12 protein-coding genes are annotated in these 16211 nt (G+C 69.4%); 9 read left to right on the top strand and 3 right to left on the bottom strand.

All coding sequences use genetic code 11. The features are described 5' to 3' along the window. Positions 1-140: 140 nt before the first annotated feature. From ACZ5C2_RS28735 to ACZ5C2_RS28700, 8 genes are all read left to right on the top strand, one after another. On the top strand, positions 141-1070 hold the full coding sequence (locus ACZ5C2_RS28735; protein ID WP_468797592.1) for a carbohydrate ABC transporter permease: 930 nt from the start codon (positions 141-143) through the stop codon (positions 1068-1070). Between the two features lie 15 nt (positions 1071-1085). After that, entirely contained in the window at positions 1086-2018 is a 933-nt protein-coding gene (locus ACZ5C2_RS28730) for a carbohydrate ABC transporter permease (RefSeq protein WP_468797589.1), read from the top strand. Between the two features lie 183 nt (positions 2019-2201). After that, on the top strand, positions 2202-3413 hold the full coding sequence (locus ACZ5C2_RS28725; protein WP_468797782.1) for an ROK family transcriptional regulator: 1212 nt from the start codon (positions 2202-2204) through the stop codon (positions 3411-3413). 133 nt (positions 3414-3546) lie between these two features. Further along, entirely contained in the window at positions 3547-4644 is a 1098-nt protein-coding gene (locus tag ACZ5C2_RS28720; RefSeq protein ID WP_468797586.1) for a substrate-binding domain-containing protein, read from the top strand. 184 nt (positions 4645-4828) lie between these two features. Continuing rightward, positions 4829-5620, top strand: coding sequence for an ATP-binding cassette domain-containing protein (locus ACZ5C2_RS28715; protein WP_468797583.1), 792 nt, complete (start codon positions 4829-4831; stop codon positions 5618-5620). Further along, complete coding sequence (locus ACZ5C2_RS28710; protein WP_468797580.1) at positions 5617-6909, top strand: sugar ABC transporter permease; 1293 nt, start codon at positions 5617-5619, stop codon at positions 6907-6909. The genes ACZ5C2_RS28715 and ACZ5C2_RS28710 overlap by 4 nt, the downstream gene beginning before the upstream one ends. A 264-nt stretch (positions 6910-7173) precedes the next feature. Then, complete coding sequence (dxs, locus tag ACZ5C2_RS28705; RefSeq protein ID WP_468797577.1) at positions 7174-9105, top strand: 1-deoxy-D-xylulose-5-phosphate synthase; 1932 nt, start codon at positions 7174-7176, stop codon at positions 9103-9105. 149 nt (positions 9106-9254) lie between these two features. Beyond that, positions 9255-10778 carry an amino acid permease gene (locus ACZ5C2_RS28700; RefSeq protein WP_468797574.1) on the top strand — a complete coding sequence of 508 codons (1524 nt, stop codon included), beginning with the start codon at positions 9255-9257 and terminating at the stop codon, positions 10776-10778. Between the two features lie 316 nt (positions 10779-11094). Here the strand turns inward: ACZ5C2_RS28700 and ACZ5C2_RS28695 are convergent, their stop codons facing one another. Continuing rightward, positions 11095-11466, bottom strand: coding sequence for a PIN domain-containing protein (locus tag ACZ5C2_RS28695; protein WP_468797571.1), 372 nt, complete (start codon positions 11464-11466; stop codon positions 11095-11097). A gap of 67 nt (positions 11467-11533) precedes the next feature. Between ACZ5C2_RS28695 and ACZ5C2_RS28690 the strand changes: the two genes are divergently transcribed. After that, positions 11534-12550: a DUF8189 domain-containing protein gene (locus ACZ5C2_RS28690; RefSeq protein WP_468797568.1), complete on the top strand. Its 1017-nt coding sequence runs from the start codon at positions 11534-11536 to the stop codon at positions 12548-12550. A 282-nt stretch (positions 12551-12832) separates the two neighbouring features. Here ACZ5C2_RS28690 and ACZ5C2_RS28685 read toward each other — a convergent pair whose 3' ends face one another. Further along, entirely contained in the window at positions 12833-14962 is a 2130-nt protein-coding gene (locus ACZ5C2_RS28685; protein ID WP_468797565.1) for a 3-hydroxyacyl-CoA dehydrogenase NAD-binding domain-containing protein, read from the bottom strand. Then, on the bottom strand, positions 14959-16176 hold the full coding sequence (locus ACZ5C2_RS28680; RefSeq protein ID WP_468797562.1) for a thiolase family protein: 1218 nt from the start codon (positions 16174-16176) through the stop codon (positions 14959-14961). The genes ACZ5C2_RS28685 and ACZ5C2_RS28680 overlap by 4 nt, the downstream gene beginning before the upstream one ends. Positions 16177-16211 lie beyond the last annotated feature (35 nt).

Below are 16211 nucleotides of genomic sequence, written 5' to 3'. Positions count from 1 at the left end.
TGACTCCAGCGGATACAAACAACAAGCCCCACCCCCCCCCCCCCCCACCCCCCCCCCACCCCCCCCCCCCCCCCCCCCCCCCCCCCGCACACCGCCCCCCCCCCCCCCCCCCCGCGGCCACACCCAGGGGCAGGAACGCCATGCGCACAGGGCAGCACCGGTTCGTCGCGGGATTTCTCCTCTTTCCCGTGGCGCTCTATGTGATCTTCGTGATCTGGCCGTACATCCAGACCTTCGGTTATTCACTGACCGACTGGAAGGGGCAGTCGCAGAGCTTCAACTTTGTCGGCCTGGACAACTACACGGCGTTGTTCAAGGACGACATCTTCATGGGTGCCATCTGGCACAACATCCTGTTCCTGGTGTTCATCCCGGTGATCACCATTCTGCTCGCGCTCTTCTTCGCCTTCATGCTGAACGCGGGCGGACGGGGTCGTTCCGGAGGCGTCTCGGGGGTCGCCGGATCGAAGTACTACCGGGTCATCTATTTCTTCCCGCAGGTCCTGTCGCTGGCCATCCTGGCCGTGCTCTTCGGCGCGGTCTACCGCAGTGACGGTGGCGGCATGCTCAACGGCGTCCTGATCAAACTCGGACTGGTCGACAGCCAGAGCCCCGTGGAATGGCTCAACGAGCCGAACTTCGTGCTGTGGGCCCTCATGGCGGTGGTCGTCTGGCACGGCGTCGGTTTCTATCTGGTGCTCTTCTCCGCCGCCATGCAGTCCATTCCGCGCGACATCTACGAGGCCGCCCTGATCGACGGAGCGAGCCGCACCCAGTCCTTCTTCCGCATCACCCTGCCGCTGCTGTGGGACTCCGTGCAGACCGCCTGGGTCTATCTCGGCATCGCGGCGATGGACATGTTCATCCTGGTCTCCACCATGACCGCCGGCGACTACGGCGGTGGCCCCGACCACCACAGCGAGGTCATGTCGACCGTGATGATGCGCAACTTCCTGCTGTACGGCCGGAGCGGCTACGCCTGCGCCATGGGCGTGGTCATGCTGGTCCTCACCCTGATCGTGTCCGTGGTCATGCTGCGCGCCACCCGTCGCGAGCGCATCGAGTTCTGAGGCGGAGCAACGACGATGAGCGCACCTCTCAAGGAAACCGCACCCACCGGCGGCCCCACCCCGCCCCCGCCCGTGAGCAGGGGCACCGTCCGCCCCGGCGGCCAGCAGAGCGAAGGCGTCGTGCTGAACGTCTTCTCGCACGGCTTCCTCGCCCTCTGGGCGGTGCTGATCGTGCTGCCGCTGCTGTGGCTGGTGCTCAGCTCCTTCCGGACCGACGCCCAGATCGGCGGCTCGGCCTTCGGCTGGCCGCAGAACTGGGACCTGGGTGTCTTCTCCCGCGCCTGGGAGAAGGGCATCGGCGACTACTTCACCAGCACGGTCCTCGTGCTCGTGATCTCCGTGCCGCTGACGATGCTGTTCGGCGCGATGGCGGCCTATGTGCTGGCCCGCTACGAGTTCCGGGGCAACCGCCTGCTGTACTACTTCTTCGTCGCGGGCGCGATGTTCCCCGTCTTCCTGGCCCTTGTCCCGCTGTTCTTCATGGTCAAGCGGCTGGACATGCTGAACACCTACCACGGCCTGGCCCTGGTGTACGTGGCCTACTCCCTGCCGTTCACGGTGTTCTTCATGCACGCCTTCTTCCGGACCCTGCCCACGGCGGTCTTCGAGGCGGCGATCCTGGACGGCGCCTCGCACACCCGGACCTTCTTCCAGGTGATGGTGCCGATGGCCAAGCCGGGTCTGCTGAGCGTCGGCATCTTCAACACGCTGGGCCAGTGGAACCAGTACATCCTGCCGACCGTGCTGATGCAGCCGCAGAGCGGTGACGATCCGGAACGCTATGTGCTGACCCAGGGGCTGATCCAGCTCCAGCAGCAGCAGGGCTACGCCTCCGACCTTCCCGTGCTCTTCGCGGGGGTGACCATCGCCATGGTGCCCATGCTGGTGGTCTATCTCTCCTTCCAGCGGCAGGTGCAGGCCGGCCTCACGTCCGCAACCTTGAAGTAACCCTCCGGATTTCGTCGTTCACACGCCGCTCCCGCCCCTGGGAGCGGCGTGTCCGTGTGTGTCCATGCACTCGGAAACGGTTCAACCTCTTGACGGGAGGTGACCCGAACGGCTCATCTTAGAGTTCACTAGTTGGACATGAGAGGGGCCTCACCGATGCGGCCCCGCGCGCAGGAGGTCGTCGTGGAGACTCCGGGGTCGCAGTCGTCGCTGCACCGAGCCAACCTGGAGCGGGTCGTTCGAGCAGTACGTCTTGCGGGTTCCCTCACCCAGGCCGAGATCGCGAGGACGACCGGCCTGTCCGCCGCCACGGTCTCCAACATCGTCCGGGAACTGAAGGCCAGGGGAACGGTGGAGGTCACCCCGACCTCGTCGGGTGGACGCCGGGCCCGCGCCGTCTCGCTGAGCGGGGACGCGGGCATCGTCATCGGGGTCGACTTCGGGCACACCCATCTGCGGGTCGCGGTCGGGAACCTCGCCCACCAGGTGCTGGCCGAGGAGTCCGAGCCGCTGGACGTGGACGCCTCCTCGACCCAGGGCTTCGACCGGGCGGAACAGCTGGTCAGCCGGCTGATCGAGGCGACCGGCGTGGACCGTTCCAAGGTCGCCGGGGTGGGTCTCGGCGTACCCGGTCCGATCGACGTGGAATCCGGCACCCTGGGCTCGACCGCGATCCTGCCCGGCTGGACCGGCACCAAGCCCGCCGAGGAGCTGCGGGGGCGGCTCGGCGTGCCGGTGCACGTGGACAACGACGCCAACCTCGGCGCCCTCGGCGAGATGGTCTGGGGCAGCGGCCGGGGCGTGCGCGACCTGGCCTACATCAAGGTGGCCAGCGGTGTGGGCGCGGGTCTGGTGATCAGCGGCAAGATCTACCGCGGCCCGGGCGGCACCGCGGGTGAGATAGGGCACATTACACTCGACGAATCCGGCCCCGTGTGCCGCTGCGGCAACCGTGGCTGCCTGGAGACCTTCACGGCCGCGCGCTACGTGCTCCCGCTGCTCCAGCCCAGCCACGGCACCGATCTGACGATGGAAGGCGTCGTCAGACTGGCGCGGGACGGTGACCCGGGCTGCCGTCGGGTGATCGCCGACGTCGGCCGCCACATCGGCAGTGGAGTCGCCAATCTCTGCAATCTGCTGAACCCGAGCCGGGTTGTTCTCGGTGGTGATCTCGCCGAGGCCGGAGAGCTGGTGCTCGGGCCGATCCGGGAGTCCGTGAGCCGCTATGCGATCCCCAGTGCGGCACGTCAACTGTCCGTTCTCCCCGGGGCACTTGGGGGCCGTGCGGAGGTGCTCGGAGCGCTCGCTCTCGCCCTGAGCGAGATGGGCGATTCGACCCTCTTGGACGGCACCGCGACGGGGTCCCTCGCCGCGGCCAGTCCCGCCTTCACTTAGAGAACGGATGGCACCGTTGCCATCTCGTTAAGGATTTACTTCTTGACGTCGCACGTGTGGCCGAGTTGACTTCCAGCCACCTCGGCCGCAACGTCGCGGCCTCGTCAGGGAGGTTTCTGAAATGAACACGCGTATGCGTCGTACTGCTGTGGCCATTGCCGCGGGTGCCATGGCCGTCTCGCTCGCTGCCTGTGGCAGTGCCGAGGAGGCGGGCGACAAGAAGGACTCCGGCGGCGCAGCCAAGGGCGACGACATCAAGGTCGGTCTGCTCCTGCCGGATGCCCAGACCGCGCGGTACGAGAAGTTCGACAAGCCCTTGATCGAGAAGACGGTCAAGGAGCTCACGAACAACAAGGGCGAGGTGGTCTACGCCAACGCCAAGCAGGACGCCAGCCTGCAGAACCAGCAGGTCGACACGATGGTGACCAACAAGGTCGACGTGCTCATCGTGGACGCGGTGGACTCCAAGGCCATCGCCGGCTCTGTGAAGAAGGCCAAGGACGCGGGCATCCCGGTCGTGGCCTACGACCGTCTCGCCGAGGGTCCGATCGACGCCTACACCTCGTTCGACAACGTGACCGTCGGCAAGACCCAGGGCGAGGCGCTCCTCGAGGCCCTGGGCGACAAGGCCAAGGACGGCCAGATCGTCATGATGAACGGGTCCTCCACCGACCCGAACGCCGCCCTGTTCAAGCAGGGGGCGCACTCCGTCCTCGACGGCAAGGTGAACGTCGGCCGCGAGTACGACACCAAGGAGTGGAAGCCGGAGAACGCCAACGCCAACATGGAGGGCGCCATCTCCGCCATTGGCAAGGACAAGATCATCGGCGTCTACTCGGCCAATGACAGCATGGCGGGCGGCATCATCACCGCCCTGAAGGCCGCCGGTATCGCCGACGTCCCGGTCACCGGCCAGGACGCCGAACTCGCGGGTGTACAGCGGATCGTCACCGGTGAGCAGTACATGAGCGTCTACAAGCCCTACCCGCAGGAGGCGGAAGCCGCCGCGGAGATGGCCGTCCTGCTCGCCCAGGGCAAGTCGCTGGACTCCGTCGCCAAGGACAAGGTCGACAGCCCCACCACCAAGGGTGTCCCGTCCGTCCTCGTCCCGGTCGTGTCGCTGACGCAGGAGAACATCAACGACACCGTGATCAAGGACGGCATCCACACCGTCCAGGAGATCTGCACGGGCAAGTACAAGGCCGCCTGCGACAAGATCGGTCTGGAGTAAGCAGTCCCCGCGTCCCGTGACACACGAGGGAGTCCGCGATCCGGACTCCCTCCCGGGACCGACTGCCACGCGCTTCCGTCCGGCGCCCCGCACACATCAGCCCCGCAAGCTACGCGGGGCGCCGGACGGAACACCCCCCAAAAATTCTCTGCACAACCTCCCGCCGGGTCAGGCGGCGAAGGAGATGGTTCACGTGTCCGCTACGCCCGTGCTGGCGTTGCGCGGGGTCTCCAAGCGGTTCGGTGCCGTCCAGGCGCTCACCGACGTAGAGCTTGAGGTCCACGCCGGTGAGGTGGTCGCCCTGGTGGGCGACAACGGCGCCGGAAAGTCCACGCTGGTCAAGACGATCGCCGGCGTGCATCCCATCGATGAGGGTGTCATCGAGTGGGACGGCAAGACCGTCCAGATCAACAGGCCCCACGACGCCCAGAACCTGGGCATCGCGACGGTCTACCAGGACCTCGCGCTGTGCGACAACATCGATGTCGTCGGCAACCTCTACCTGGGCCGGGAGCTGCGCAGGCGCGGTGTCCTGGACGAGGTCGAGATGGAGCGCCGCTCCCGTGAGCTTCTCGACACGCTCTCGATCCGCATCCCCAGCGTCCGGATCCCGATCGCCTCGCTCTCCGGAGGCCAGCGCCAGGTCGTGGCCATCGCCCGGTCCATGCTCGGCGAGCCCAAGCTGGTGATTCTCGACGAGCCCACCGCCGCCCTCGGTGTCGAGCAGACCGCGCAGGTCCTCGACCTGGTCGAGCGGCTGCGCGAGCGCGGTCACGCGGTCATCCTCATCAGCCACAACATGGCCGATGTGAAGGCCGTGGCGGACAAGGTCGCCGTCCTGCGCCTCGGGCGCAACAACGGCGTCTTCGAGGTCAAGTCGACCTCGCAGGAAGAGATCATCTCCGCCATCACGGGCGCCACGGACAACGCCGTGACCCGTCGTGCGGCGCGCACCAATGGGGAGATCACGAAGTGAGCACCGAAAAGACCTCCGCCCCCGCCGAGGACCACGCCGTGGAGAACCCCGAGGCGGCCGCCGCCGCGGTCACCGTGGTCGACCCCCGGCTGCTGGTCCGTGAACAGGGTCTGCTGGGCTACTGGAACGAGTTCAAGCGGAAGATGAAGGCCGGTGACCTCGGCTCCATCCCCGTCGTGGTCGGCCTGCTGGTCATCTGGGCCATCTTCACCAGCCTGAACTCCAACTTCCTCACCGCCGGCAACTTCTCCGACATGTCCGTCGCCATGGTCGGCACGGGCATGATCGCCGTCGGTATCGTCTTCGTCCTGCTGCTCGGGGAGATCGACCTGTCGGTCGGCTCGGTCAGCGGTGTCGCGGGCGCCGCCTTCGCGGTCATGAGCGTCACCCACGGGATGAACGAGATCCTGGCCCTGGTGCTGGCGGTTCTCACCGGCACGGTGGCCGGCGCCCTCCACGGCTTCATCTTCGCCCGCATCGGCGTCCCGGCGTTCGCCGTGACCCTGGCCGGACTCCTGTTCTGGCAGGGCTTCATGCTGCAGATCCTCGGCAGCAACGGCACCATCAACCTCGACTCCGAGGGCCTGGTCGTCAAGCTGACCAGCTACTACTTCTCGGATGTGGCCGCCGCATACGGCCTGGCGGTCGTCGTGACCGTGGGGTACTTCCTCGCCGCGTTCTTCGACAACCGCCGCCGCGAGGCCGCCGGGGTGCCGTCCCGCCCGCTGAACGAGATCATCGTGCGGACCGTGCTGCTCGCGATCCTGGCGTTCGCCGCCGCGATCGTCTTCAACCAGTACAAGGGCCTGCCGCTGGCCGTGGTGATCTTCCTGGCCTTCCTCGTCCTCACGGACTTCGTGCTGCGCCGCACCGCCTACGGCCGCAAGGTCTTCGCGCTCGGCGGCAGCGTCGAGGCGTCCCGCCGCGCGGGCATCAACGTGGAGATGGTCCGGATCTCGGTCTTCGCGATCGCCGGCACCTTCGCCGCGATCGGCGGTCTGTTCGTCGCCTCGAAGATCGCCTCCGCCAACCAGGGTGCCGGTACCGGTGAGTTCCTGATGAACGTCATCGCGGCGGCCGTCATCGGTGGTACGTCGCTCTTCGGCGGGCGTGGTCGCACGTGGGACGCGCTGCTCGGTGTGATGGTCATCATCTCGATCACGTACGGTCTGGCGCTGGAGGGTATCGCCTCGCCGGTGCAGTACATGATCACCGGTGGTGTGCTGCTGGCGACCGTCGTCATCGACGCGGTCACCCGTAAGACGCAGAAGACCGCGGGGCGCGCGTAGCCGCTCCGCCGCGGGAGCGCTGTGGCTGGTCGCGCCCGCGCGGCGGAGCCGCAGATCGACACAGCCCCGCGCCCTTGAAGTACGTTGCTGGTGCCCGGTGCCTTCACAGGTACCGGGCACAGTCGTGTCGTAGGGGGCGGGGAATGTGGGTACCGCCGAATGCGTGACGTATGACGCACGGCCCGAGGGCCGTGCGGTTGAGCGGAACATTAGACTCGACCCGCCCGGCAACAGCTCGAACAGCTCTACTGCAAGGAGGCACGGGTGCCGCTGCTGACCCGCATCAGGGGACCGCGCGATCTGGACCGGCTCAGCCTGGAGGAGCTCGACCGGCTGGCCGGGGAGATCCGGACCTTCCTCGTCGACGCGGTCTCCAAGACCGGCGGCCACCTCGGCCCCAACCTCGGTGTGGTGGAGCTCACCATCGCCCTGCACCGGGTCTTCGAGTCGCCCACGGACAAGGTGCTCTGGGACACCGGCCATCAGTCCTATGTGCACAAGCTGCTGACCGGCCGGCAGGACTTCTCCAGGCTGAAGATGAAGGACGGTCTGTCCGGCTACCCCTCGCAGGGGGAGTCCGAGCACGACGTCATCGAGAACAGCCACGCCTCCACGGTTCTCGGCTGGGCCGACGGCATCGCCAAGGCCAACCAGATCAAGAAGCGCGACAGCCACGTCGTCGCGGTCATCGGCGACGGCGCGCTGACCGGCGGTATGGCCTGGGAGGCACTGAACAACATCGCCGATGCCAAGGACCGCCCGCTCGTCATCGTCGTCAACGACAACGAGCGCTCCTACTCGCCCACCATCGGCGGCCTGGCGAACCACCTGGCGACCCTGCGCACCACCGACGGCTACGAGCGCTTCCTGACCCGCACCAAGGACCTCCTGGAGCGCACCCCGGTCGTCGGCAAGCCCCTCTTCGACACGCTGCACGGCGCCAAGAAGGGTCTGAAGGACTTCATCGCCCCGCAGGGCATGTTCGAGGACCTGGGCCTGAAGTACGTCGGCCCCATCGACGGCCACGACCTCGAGGCCCTGGAGTCGGCCCTGACCCGCGCCAAGCGCTTCGGCGGCCCGGTGATCGTGCACTGCCTCACCGAGAAGGGCCGTGGGTACCAGCCCGCCCTCCAGGACGAGGCCGACCGCTTCCACGCCGTCGGCAAGATCCACCCCGACACGGGCCTGCCGATCGCCAGCTCCGGCGCCGACTGGACGAGTGTCTTCGGCGAGGAGATGGTGAAGCTCGGCGAGGAGCGCGAGGACATCGTCGCCATCACCGCCGCCATGCTCCAGCCGGTCGGCCTCGACAAGTTCGCCAAGCGCTTCCCCGACCGGGTCTACGACGTCGGCATCGCCGAGCAGCACGGCGCGGTCTCCGCGGCCGGCCTCGCCCACGCCGGGGTGCACCCCGTCTTCGCCGTGTACGCCACCTTCCTCAACCGCGCCTTCGACCAGGTGCTGATGGACGTGGCCCTGCACCGGTGCGGCGTGACGTTCGTGCTCGACCGGGCCGGTGTCACCGGCACCGACGGCGCCTCCCACAACGGCATGTGGGACATGTCGATCCTCCAGGTCGTCCCCGGCCTGCGGCTCGCCGCCCCGCGCGACGCCGACCAGGTCCGCGCCCAGCTGCGTGAGGCCACCGCCGTGGAGGACGCCCCCACCGTGGTCCGCTTCTCCAAGGGTGCCGTCGGCCCCGCCGTGCCCGCCGTGGGCCGCGTCGGCGGCATGGACGTCCTGCGCGAGCCCGGCACCGACGCCCCCGACGTGCTGCTGGTCTCCGTGGGAGCGCTCGCACCGATGTGCCTGGAGATCGCCGGGCTGCTGGACCGGCAGGGCATCTCCACCACCGTCGTCGACCCGCGCTGGGTCAAGCCCGTCGACGAGGCGATGGCGCCGCTCGCCGAGAAGCACCGTGTCGTCGTCACCGTCGAGGACAACTCCCGCGTCGGCGGAGTCGGTTCGACGATCGCCCAGGCGCTGCGCGATGCCGGGGTGGACGTCCCCCTGCGCGACTTCGGCATCCCGCCACGCTTCCTCGACCACGCCTCCCGCGCCGAGGTCCTGGCGGAGATCGGGCTGACCGCACCCGACATCGCCCGTCAGGTCACCGGTCTGGTGGCGAAGCTCGACGGGCGGTACGAGCGCTCGTCCGCGGACGCCGTCGACTCGGTGCAGCCGGCCCGCGACTGACCCACCCTCCGCGTGTCGCCCGGATGGGCCGCGCACACCACTGCGAAGAGTGGCGTGCGCGGCCCATCCGCGTGAAGGCGCTCGCGCCGGGGCACACGACCTACGCCCCCTCTCGACCATGTCGAGGACGACAAGCGTGGGAGGTACCCGTGACAAGCCCCCTCTTCCGGACGAAGAAGGTAGAGCAGTCCATCCGCGACACCGAAGAACCTGAGCACGCGCTCAGGAAATCCCTGTCCGCGCTGGATCTGACCGTCTTCGGCGTCGGTGTCATCATCGGCACCGGCATCTTCGTCCTCACCGGCACGGTCGCCAAGGACAACGCCGGGCCGGCCACGGCCCTGGCCTTCGTCGTGGCCGGTGTCGTCTGCGCGCTCGCCGCGCTCTGCTACGCCGAGTTCGCCTCCACCGTGCCGGTCGCGGGCTCCGCCTATACCTTCTCGTACGCCTCCCTGGGTGAGCTGCCGGCCTGGATCATCGGCTGGGACCTGGTCCTGGAGTTCGCGCTCGGCACGGCGGTGGTGGCCGTGGGCTGGTCGGGCTACATCCAGTCGCTCATGGACAACGCGGGCTGGCAGATGCCCGCGGCCCTCGGCAGCCGTGAGGGCTCCGACATCTTCGGGTTCGACATCCTCGCCGCCGCCCTGGTGCTGGTCCTCACCGGCATCCTCGTCCTCGGCATGAAGCTGTCCGCCCGCGTCACCTCGGTCGTCGTCGCCATCAAGGTGACCGTGGTCCTCGTCGTGATCATCGCCGGCGCCTTCTTCATCACCAAGGACAACTACGACCCGTTCATCCCGGACTCCGTGCCCGTGCCGGCCGGCGACAGCCTCGACTCCCCGCTCATCCAGCTGATGTTCGGCTGGGCCCCGTCCAACTTCGGCGTGATGGGCATCTTCACGGCCGCCTCGGTGGTGTTCTTCGCCTTCATCGGCTTCGACATCGTCGCCACCGCCGCCGAGGAGACCAAGAACCCGCAGCGTGACATGCCCCGCGGTATCCTCGGCTCCCTGTTCATCTGCACCGTGCTGTACGTGCTGGTGTCGATCGTCGTCACCGGTATGCAGAACTACAGGGAACTGTCCGTGGACGCCCCGCTGGCGGACGCGTTCAAGGCCACCGGGCATCCCTGGTTCGCGGGCTTCATCAGCTTCGGGGCCGCCGTCGGCCTGACGACCGTCTGCATGATCCTGCTGCTCGGCCAGACCCGCGTCTTCTTCGCGATGAGCCGTGACGGACTGCTGCCGAGGTTCTTCTCCCGGGTCCACCCCCGGTTCAGGACCCCGCACCGGCCGACCATCCTGCTCGGTGTCGTCATCGCGATCCTCGCCGGCTTCACCCCGCTGAACGAGCTCGCCGCGCTGGTGAACATCGGCACCCTGTTCGCCTTCGTCATCGTCGCGGTCAGCGTGCTCATCCTCCGCAGGAGCCGGCCCGACCTGCACCGGTCGTTCCGCGCCCCCTGGGTGCCCGTGCTGCCGATCGTGTCGGTCGCCGCCTCCCTGTGGCTGATGCTGAACCTGCCCGCGGAGACCTGGGTCCGCTTCGGGGTCTGGATGGCGGTCGGCATCGTCGTCTACTTCCTCTACAGCCGCACCCACAGCCGTATGGCCCAGCGCGAGGGAACCGAGCCGGGGGCGCCCCTCGGGCCGTCCGGCCCGGACTCCCGCTGAACCGGCCCGGACCCGTGGTCCGCGCTCCGTCCGGCCGTTCCCGTCCGGCCACCGGGCCGGTCAGGAGCCCCGGCCGGAGCGACGACGACCCTGTGCCCGAAGCCGAAGATGAGCGCACTCCGCCCGCCTGATCCACCGGCGCCCGGACGGTCACCGGCGCGCAGAAGCGGACCGCGGCGGCGGCCCGCCACGCCGGGGCCCCCGGCAGGGCGGCCCTCTCCGCTCTCAGAGCGGCACGGACCGTGGGCCCGGCGGCGTTCGGGGCTGCTGTTCTGTGGTGGGGCCGACGGTTGGCTGTGCGGGGCTGCCCCGGCGTTCAGCGGGGTACGGACCGTGGCCCGGCGACATCCGCGCCCAGGGCGGCCACCCTGCGGCGCAGCTCGCGGTCGGCCGTGACGACCAGGACCGGGCGGTGCACCGCCCCGGCCACCAGGTCGACCATGTGGTCGTCACCGCTGCCCGGAGCGGACTCCACGCGGACGCCCGGCACCGACTCCACCCCGCGGGCCGCTCCCTCGACGACCAGGACGAGCTCCACCGGACCGGGACGGCCGGGCAGGCCGTCCGCGGCCAGCCGGTCGCGCAGCCGCTCCGCTGCACCCCTGCGGTCCCGCCACCATCCGTCGGGCACCGACCCGACGACATTCGCGGCGTCGACGATCACGAGCAGGGCGGCGGTGTCCTTCATACGGCCAGCGTCCCACGCGGACGGGCCCCGCCCGCGCCCCGCGAACCGCTGTGCATAGGGTGAAGTGGTGAACGGCGACTGGCTCCTCCGCGGCCGCGACGGCCGCCTCACCGTCTACCTGCCGTCGGACGACGCCGTCCTGTGCCGCGCGGAACTCGCCCCCGGCGGCCCCTGGGGGGCGCCCCGCAGGATCGGCGGCGACCAGAAACTGCGACCGGGGCCGGCTGTCGGCCACGGCGCCGACGGCTACGCCCATCTGGTCGCCTGGCGGCCCACGGTGGACGGCGGGTCCGGCCTGGTGCACTCCACCCACTTCCGCCCCCGGCTCGCCCCGCTGGACTGGAGCCCTCTCGGACACCCGGACAAGAAGGGGGACCGCACCGGCGCACCGGCCGTCGCCGTCGACGCACAGGGCCGCGCCCATGTCTTCGTCCGTACCGAGGGCGGCGGGGTGGGCACGCTCGCCCAGAAGGAGAAGGGCGGCTGGAACCCGTGGGCGGACCTGGGGGGAGAGGACGTCCAGGAACACCTCACGGCCGTGACGGGGGAGTCGGGCCGGATCGAGCTGTACGCGGCCACCCCGGACGGGATCCTGCACTGGCGTCAGGAGGAGCCCGGCAAGCAGCCCGTACGGGCGGAGGGCCTCGAGAGGCCCGTGCGACCGGGCACCCTGCGCGCCCTGGCCACCTCCGCCGAGCACACCACCCTCTTCTTCACCGACGCACGCGGGGAGTTGTGCGCCTGGCGGCCCGGCGGGGCACCGGTGCCCCTCATCACGGCGGCCGGTCCCGGTCCGGTCTCCGCCGTGCGCTGTGACATAGCGGGTCACGACTGCACCGTGCTCGCCCAGCGCTCCGCGAGCGGCCGCATCGCGTTCGCCGCGTACCTCACCGAGGAAGAGCCGGCCGGGGCGTGGTGGACCGAGTCCGGCCCTCAACTGCCCCCGGACGCCCGGGTGTCCGTCGCTCTCGACGAGCTGGGTGAGGTGGTCGCGGCCTCCCTCGCCCCGTCCACCGGCACCCTCCTGCTCACCCGCCGCAAGGACGAACCGGGCTTGGCCCTGCGGGCCTGGCGGGAGGTCTGAGACCAACCGGGGCGGCCCGCCCGGGACCTTCTGCCAGGGCCGGCGCCGCCCAACCGGCGGCGAGCGCGCGGCCACTGACGGCGGCAGCCGGATCGTGGGCCACACTCGGCTGCGGGCCGCGCGGCGGGTGGACGCCACGGCAACTGCTCAGCGGGACGAAGTGACACGCATGTGACACGTGGTCAGGTGGTGTGCCGTCCCATCGGTACGCCTGTGACGAAAGGGGGTGGGTCGCACGGATCGTCATCCGTGCGACCCACCCCCTTCGGGGACCGCTGTCCGCTACGCCGGGACGCTCGCCACGCCCGGCTCCAGGAACCGCTTGCCGCCCACGCGCTCGGAGACGCCCTCACGGTCCAGGTACGGCGTGATGCCGCCCAGGTGGAACGGCCAGCCGGCGCCGGTGATCAGGCACAGGTCGATGTCCTGCGCCTCGGCGACGACGCCCTCGTCGAGCATGAGCCCGATCTCCTGTGCCACCGCGTCCAGCACCCGCGCCCGCACCTGCTCCTCGGTGAGGACGGTGTCGCCCTGCTCGAGCAGCGCGGCGACCTCCGGGTCCAGCTCGGGCTTGCCGCTGTCGTAGACGTAGAAGCCGCGCTTGCCCGCCCCGACGACCTTCTTGAGGTTCGGGGAGACCGTGAAACGGTCCGGGAACGCCTTGTTGAGCGTCTCGGACACGTGCAGACCGATCGCCGGACCGACCAGTTCGAGCAGCACCAGCGGCGACATCGGCAGACCGAGCGGTTCGACGGCCTTCTCGGCGACCTCGACCGGGGTGCCCTCGTCGATGACGTTCTGGATCTCGCCCATGAAGCGGGTCAGGATGCGGTTCACGACGAACGCCGGGGCGTCCTTGACCAGCACCGCGGTCTTCTTCAGCTTCTTGGCGACACCGAACGCAGTGGCCAGCGAGGCGTCGTCGGTCCGCTCACCGCGGACGATCTCCAGCAGGGGGAGGATCGCGACCGGGTTGAAGAAGTGGAAGCCGACGACCCGCTCGGGGTGCTTCAGCTTCGACGCCATCTCGGAGACGGAGAGCGAGGAGGTGTTGGTGGCGAGGATGGCGTGCGCCGGGGCGACCGCCTCGACCTCGGCGAACACCTGCTGCTTGACGCCCATTTCCTCGAAGACGGCTTCGATGATGAAGTCGGCGTCCGCGAAGCCCTCGGCCTTGTCCAACACACCCGAGACGAGCGCCTTGAGGCGGTTGGCCTTGTCCTGGTTGACGCGGCCCTTGCCGAGCAGCTTGTCGATCTCGGCGTGGACATAGCCCACACCCTTGTCGACACGCTCCTGGTCGATGTCGGTCAGCACGACCGGCACCTCCAGACGCCGCAGGAACAGCAGCGCGAGCTGAGAGGCCATCAGACCGGCGCCGACGACACCGACCTTGGTGACCGGGCGGGCCAGCGACTTGTCCGGGGCGCCCGCGGGACGCTTGCCGCGCTTCTGCACCAGGTTGAACGCGTAGATGCCGGAACGCAGTTCACCGCCCATGATCAGGTCGGCGAGGGCCTTGTCCTCGGCGTCGTAGCCCTGCTGGAGGTCGCCGTTCTTGGCGGCGGCGATGATGTCCAGCGCGCGGTAGGCGGCCGGGGCGGCGCCGTGCACCTTGGAGTCGGCGATGAAGCGGCCGCGCGCGACGGCCTGGTCCCAGGCCTCGCCACGGTCGATCACCGGGCGCTCGACGACGATCTCGCCCTTGAGGACGGCCGCCGTCCAGATCAGCGACTGCTCCAGGAAGTCCGCGCCCTCGAAGATCGCGTCCGCGATGCCGAGTTCGTGGACCTGCGCGCCCTTGAGCTGCTTGTTCTGGTTGAGGCTGTTCTCGATGATCACCGAGACGGCCTTGTCGGCGCCGATCAGGTTCGGCAGCAGCGTGCAGCCGCCCCAGCCCGGGACCAGACCGAGGAAGACCTCGGGCAGGGAGAACGCGGGGAGGGCCGCGGAAACCGTGCGGTAGGCGCAGTGCAGGCCGACCTCGACGCCACCGCCCATGGCGGCGCCGTTGTAGTACGCGAAGGTCGGCACGGCCAGCTGCGACAGCCGCTTGAAGACGTCGTGACCGCCCTTGCCGATGGCCAGCGCGTCCTCGTGCCGCTTCAGCAGCTCGACACCCTTGAGGTCGGCGCCGACGGCGAAGATGAACGGCTTGCCGGTGACGCCGACGCCGACGATGTCGCCGTCCGCAGCCTCCTTCTCGACCTGGTCGATCGCGGCGTCGATGTTCGCCAGCGACTGCGGGCCGAGGGTGGTCGGCTTGGTGTGGTCGTGACCGTTGTCGAGGGTGATGAGCGCGAAGCGCCCCGCCCCCAGCGGCAGGTCGAAGTGGCGCACGTGCGCGCTGGTGACGACCTCGCCGGGGAACAGCTCGGCCGCACCCTTCAAAAGCTCTGCGGTGGTGCTCACTTGTCCCCCTCGAAGTGCGGGTTCTCCCAGATGACCGTCGCGCCCATGCCGAAGCCGACGCACATGGTGGTAAGGCCGTAACGGACCTGCGGCTGCTCCTCGAACTGGCGGGCCAGCTGCGTCATCAGACGGACGCCGGAGGAGGCGAGCGGGTGGCCGAACGCGATGGCGCCGCCGTACTGGTTGACGCGCGCGTCGTCGTCGGCGATGCCGTAGTGCTCCAGGAAGGCGAGGACCTGGACGGCGAAGGCCTCGTTGACCTCGAACAGGCCGATGTCGGAGATGGACAGGCCCGCCTGGGCGAGAGCCTTCTCCGTGGCCGGGATCGGGCCGTAGCCCATGACCTCCGGCTCCACGCCCGCGAAGGAGTACGCGACCAGGCGCATCTTCACCGGGAGGTCGTTCGCGCGGGCGAAGTCCTCGCTCGCGATGATCGACGCGGTGGCGCCGTCATTCAGACCGGCCGCGTTACCGGCGGTGACCCGGCCGTGGACGCGGAACGGGGTCTTCAGACCGGCCAGGTTCTCCAGGGTGGTGCCCGGACGCATCGGCTCGTCGGCGGTGACCAGGCCCCAGCCCGTCTCGCCGGCCTCCTCGTTGGTGCGGCGCACCGAGACCGGCACCAGGTCGGCCTGGATCCTGCCGTTGGCGTACGCCTTGGCGGCCTTCTCCTGCGAGCGCACCGCGTACTCGTCGGCGCGCTGCTTGGTGATGGTGGGGTAGCGGTCGTGCAGGTTCTCCGCGGTCATGCCCATGAACAGCGCGGACTCGTCGACCAGCTTCTCGCTCACGAAGCGCGGGTTGGGGTCGACGCCCTCGCCCATCGGGTGGCGGCCCATGTGCTCGACACCGCCCGCGATGGCGACGTCGTACGCGCCGAAGGCGACGGAGCCGGCCACCGTGGTGACGGCGGTCAGGGCGCCGGCGCACATGCGGTCGATGGAGTAGCCCGGGACCGAGGTGGGCAGGCCCGCGAGGATGCCGGCGGTGCGGCCGATGGTCAGGCCCTGGTCACCGATCTGCGTGGTCGCGGCGACGGCGACCTCGTCGATCCTCTTCGGGTCGAGACCGGGGTTGCGGCGCAGCAGCTCCCGGATCGCCTTCACGACGAGGTCGTCGGCTCGGGTCTCGTGGTAGATGCCCTTCGGGCCCGCCTTGCCGAACGGGGTGCGGACGCCGTCGACGAAGACGACGTCCCTGACGGTACGAGGCACGATGGCTCTCCTCCAGATACGGGATGCTGAGCGCT

This window comes from Streptomyces sp. NPDC031365 (genome assembly GCF_055569765.1).
Note: the sequence above shows the minus strand (reverse complement) of the source record. Positions and strands in the feature narration are given on the sequence as shown.

What these genes read in the sequence shown, in the direction of transcription:
- ACZ5C2_RS28720 (WP_468797586.1), top strand. Translation starts at nt 3,547, where the DNA reads ATGCGTCGTACTGCTGTGGCCATTGCCGCGGGTGCCATGGCCGTCTCG.
- ACZ5C2_RS28715 (WP_468797583.1), top strand. Translation starts at nt 4,829, where the DNA reads ATGGTTCACGTGTCCGCTACGCCCGTGCTGGCGTTGCGCGGGGTCTCC.
- ACZ5C2_RS28695 (WP_468797571.1), bottom strand. Translation starts at nt 11,466, where the DNA reads ATGAAGGACACCGCCGCCCTGCTCGTGATCGTCGACGCCGCGAATGTC.
- ACZ5C2_RS28735 (WP_468797592.1), top strand. Translation starts at nt 141, where the DNA reads ATGCGCACAGGGCAGCACCGGTTCGTCGCGGGATTTCTCCTCTTTCCC.
- ACZ5C2_RS28730 (WP_468797589.1), top strand. Translation starts at nt 1,086, where the DNA reads ATGAGCGCACCTCTCAAGGAAACCGCACCCACCGGCGGCCCCACCCCG.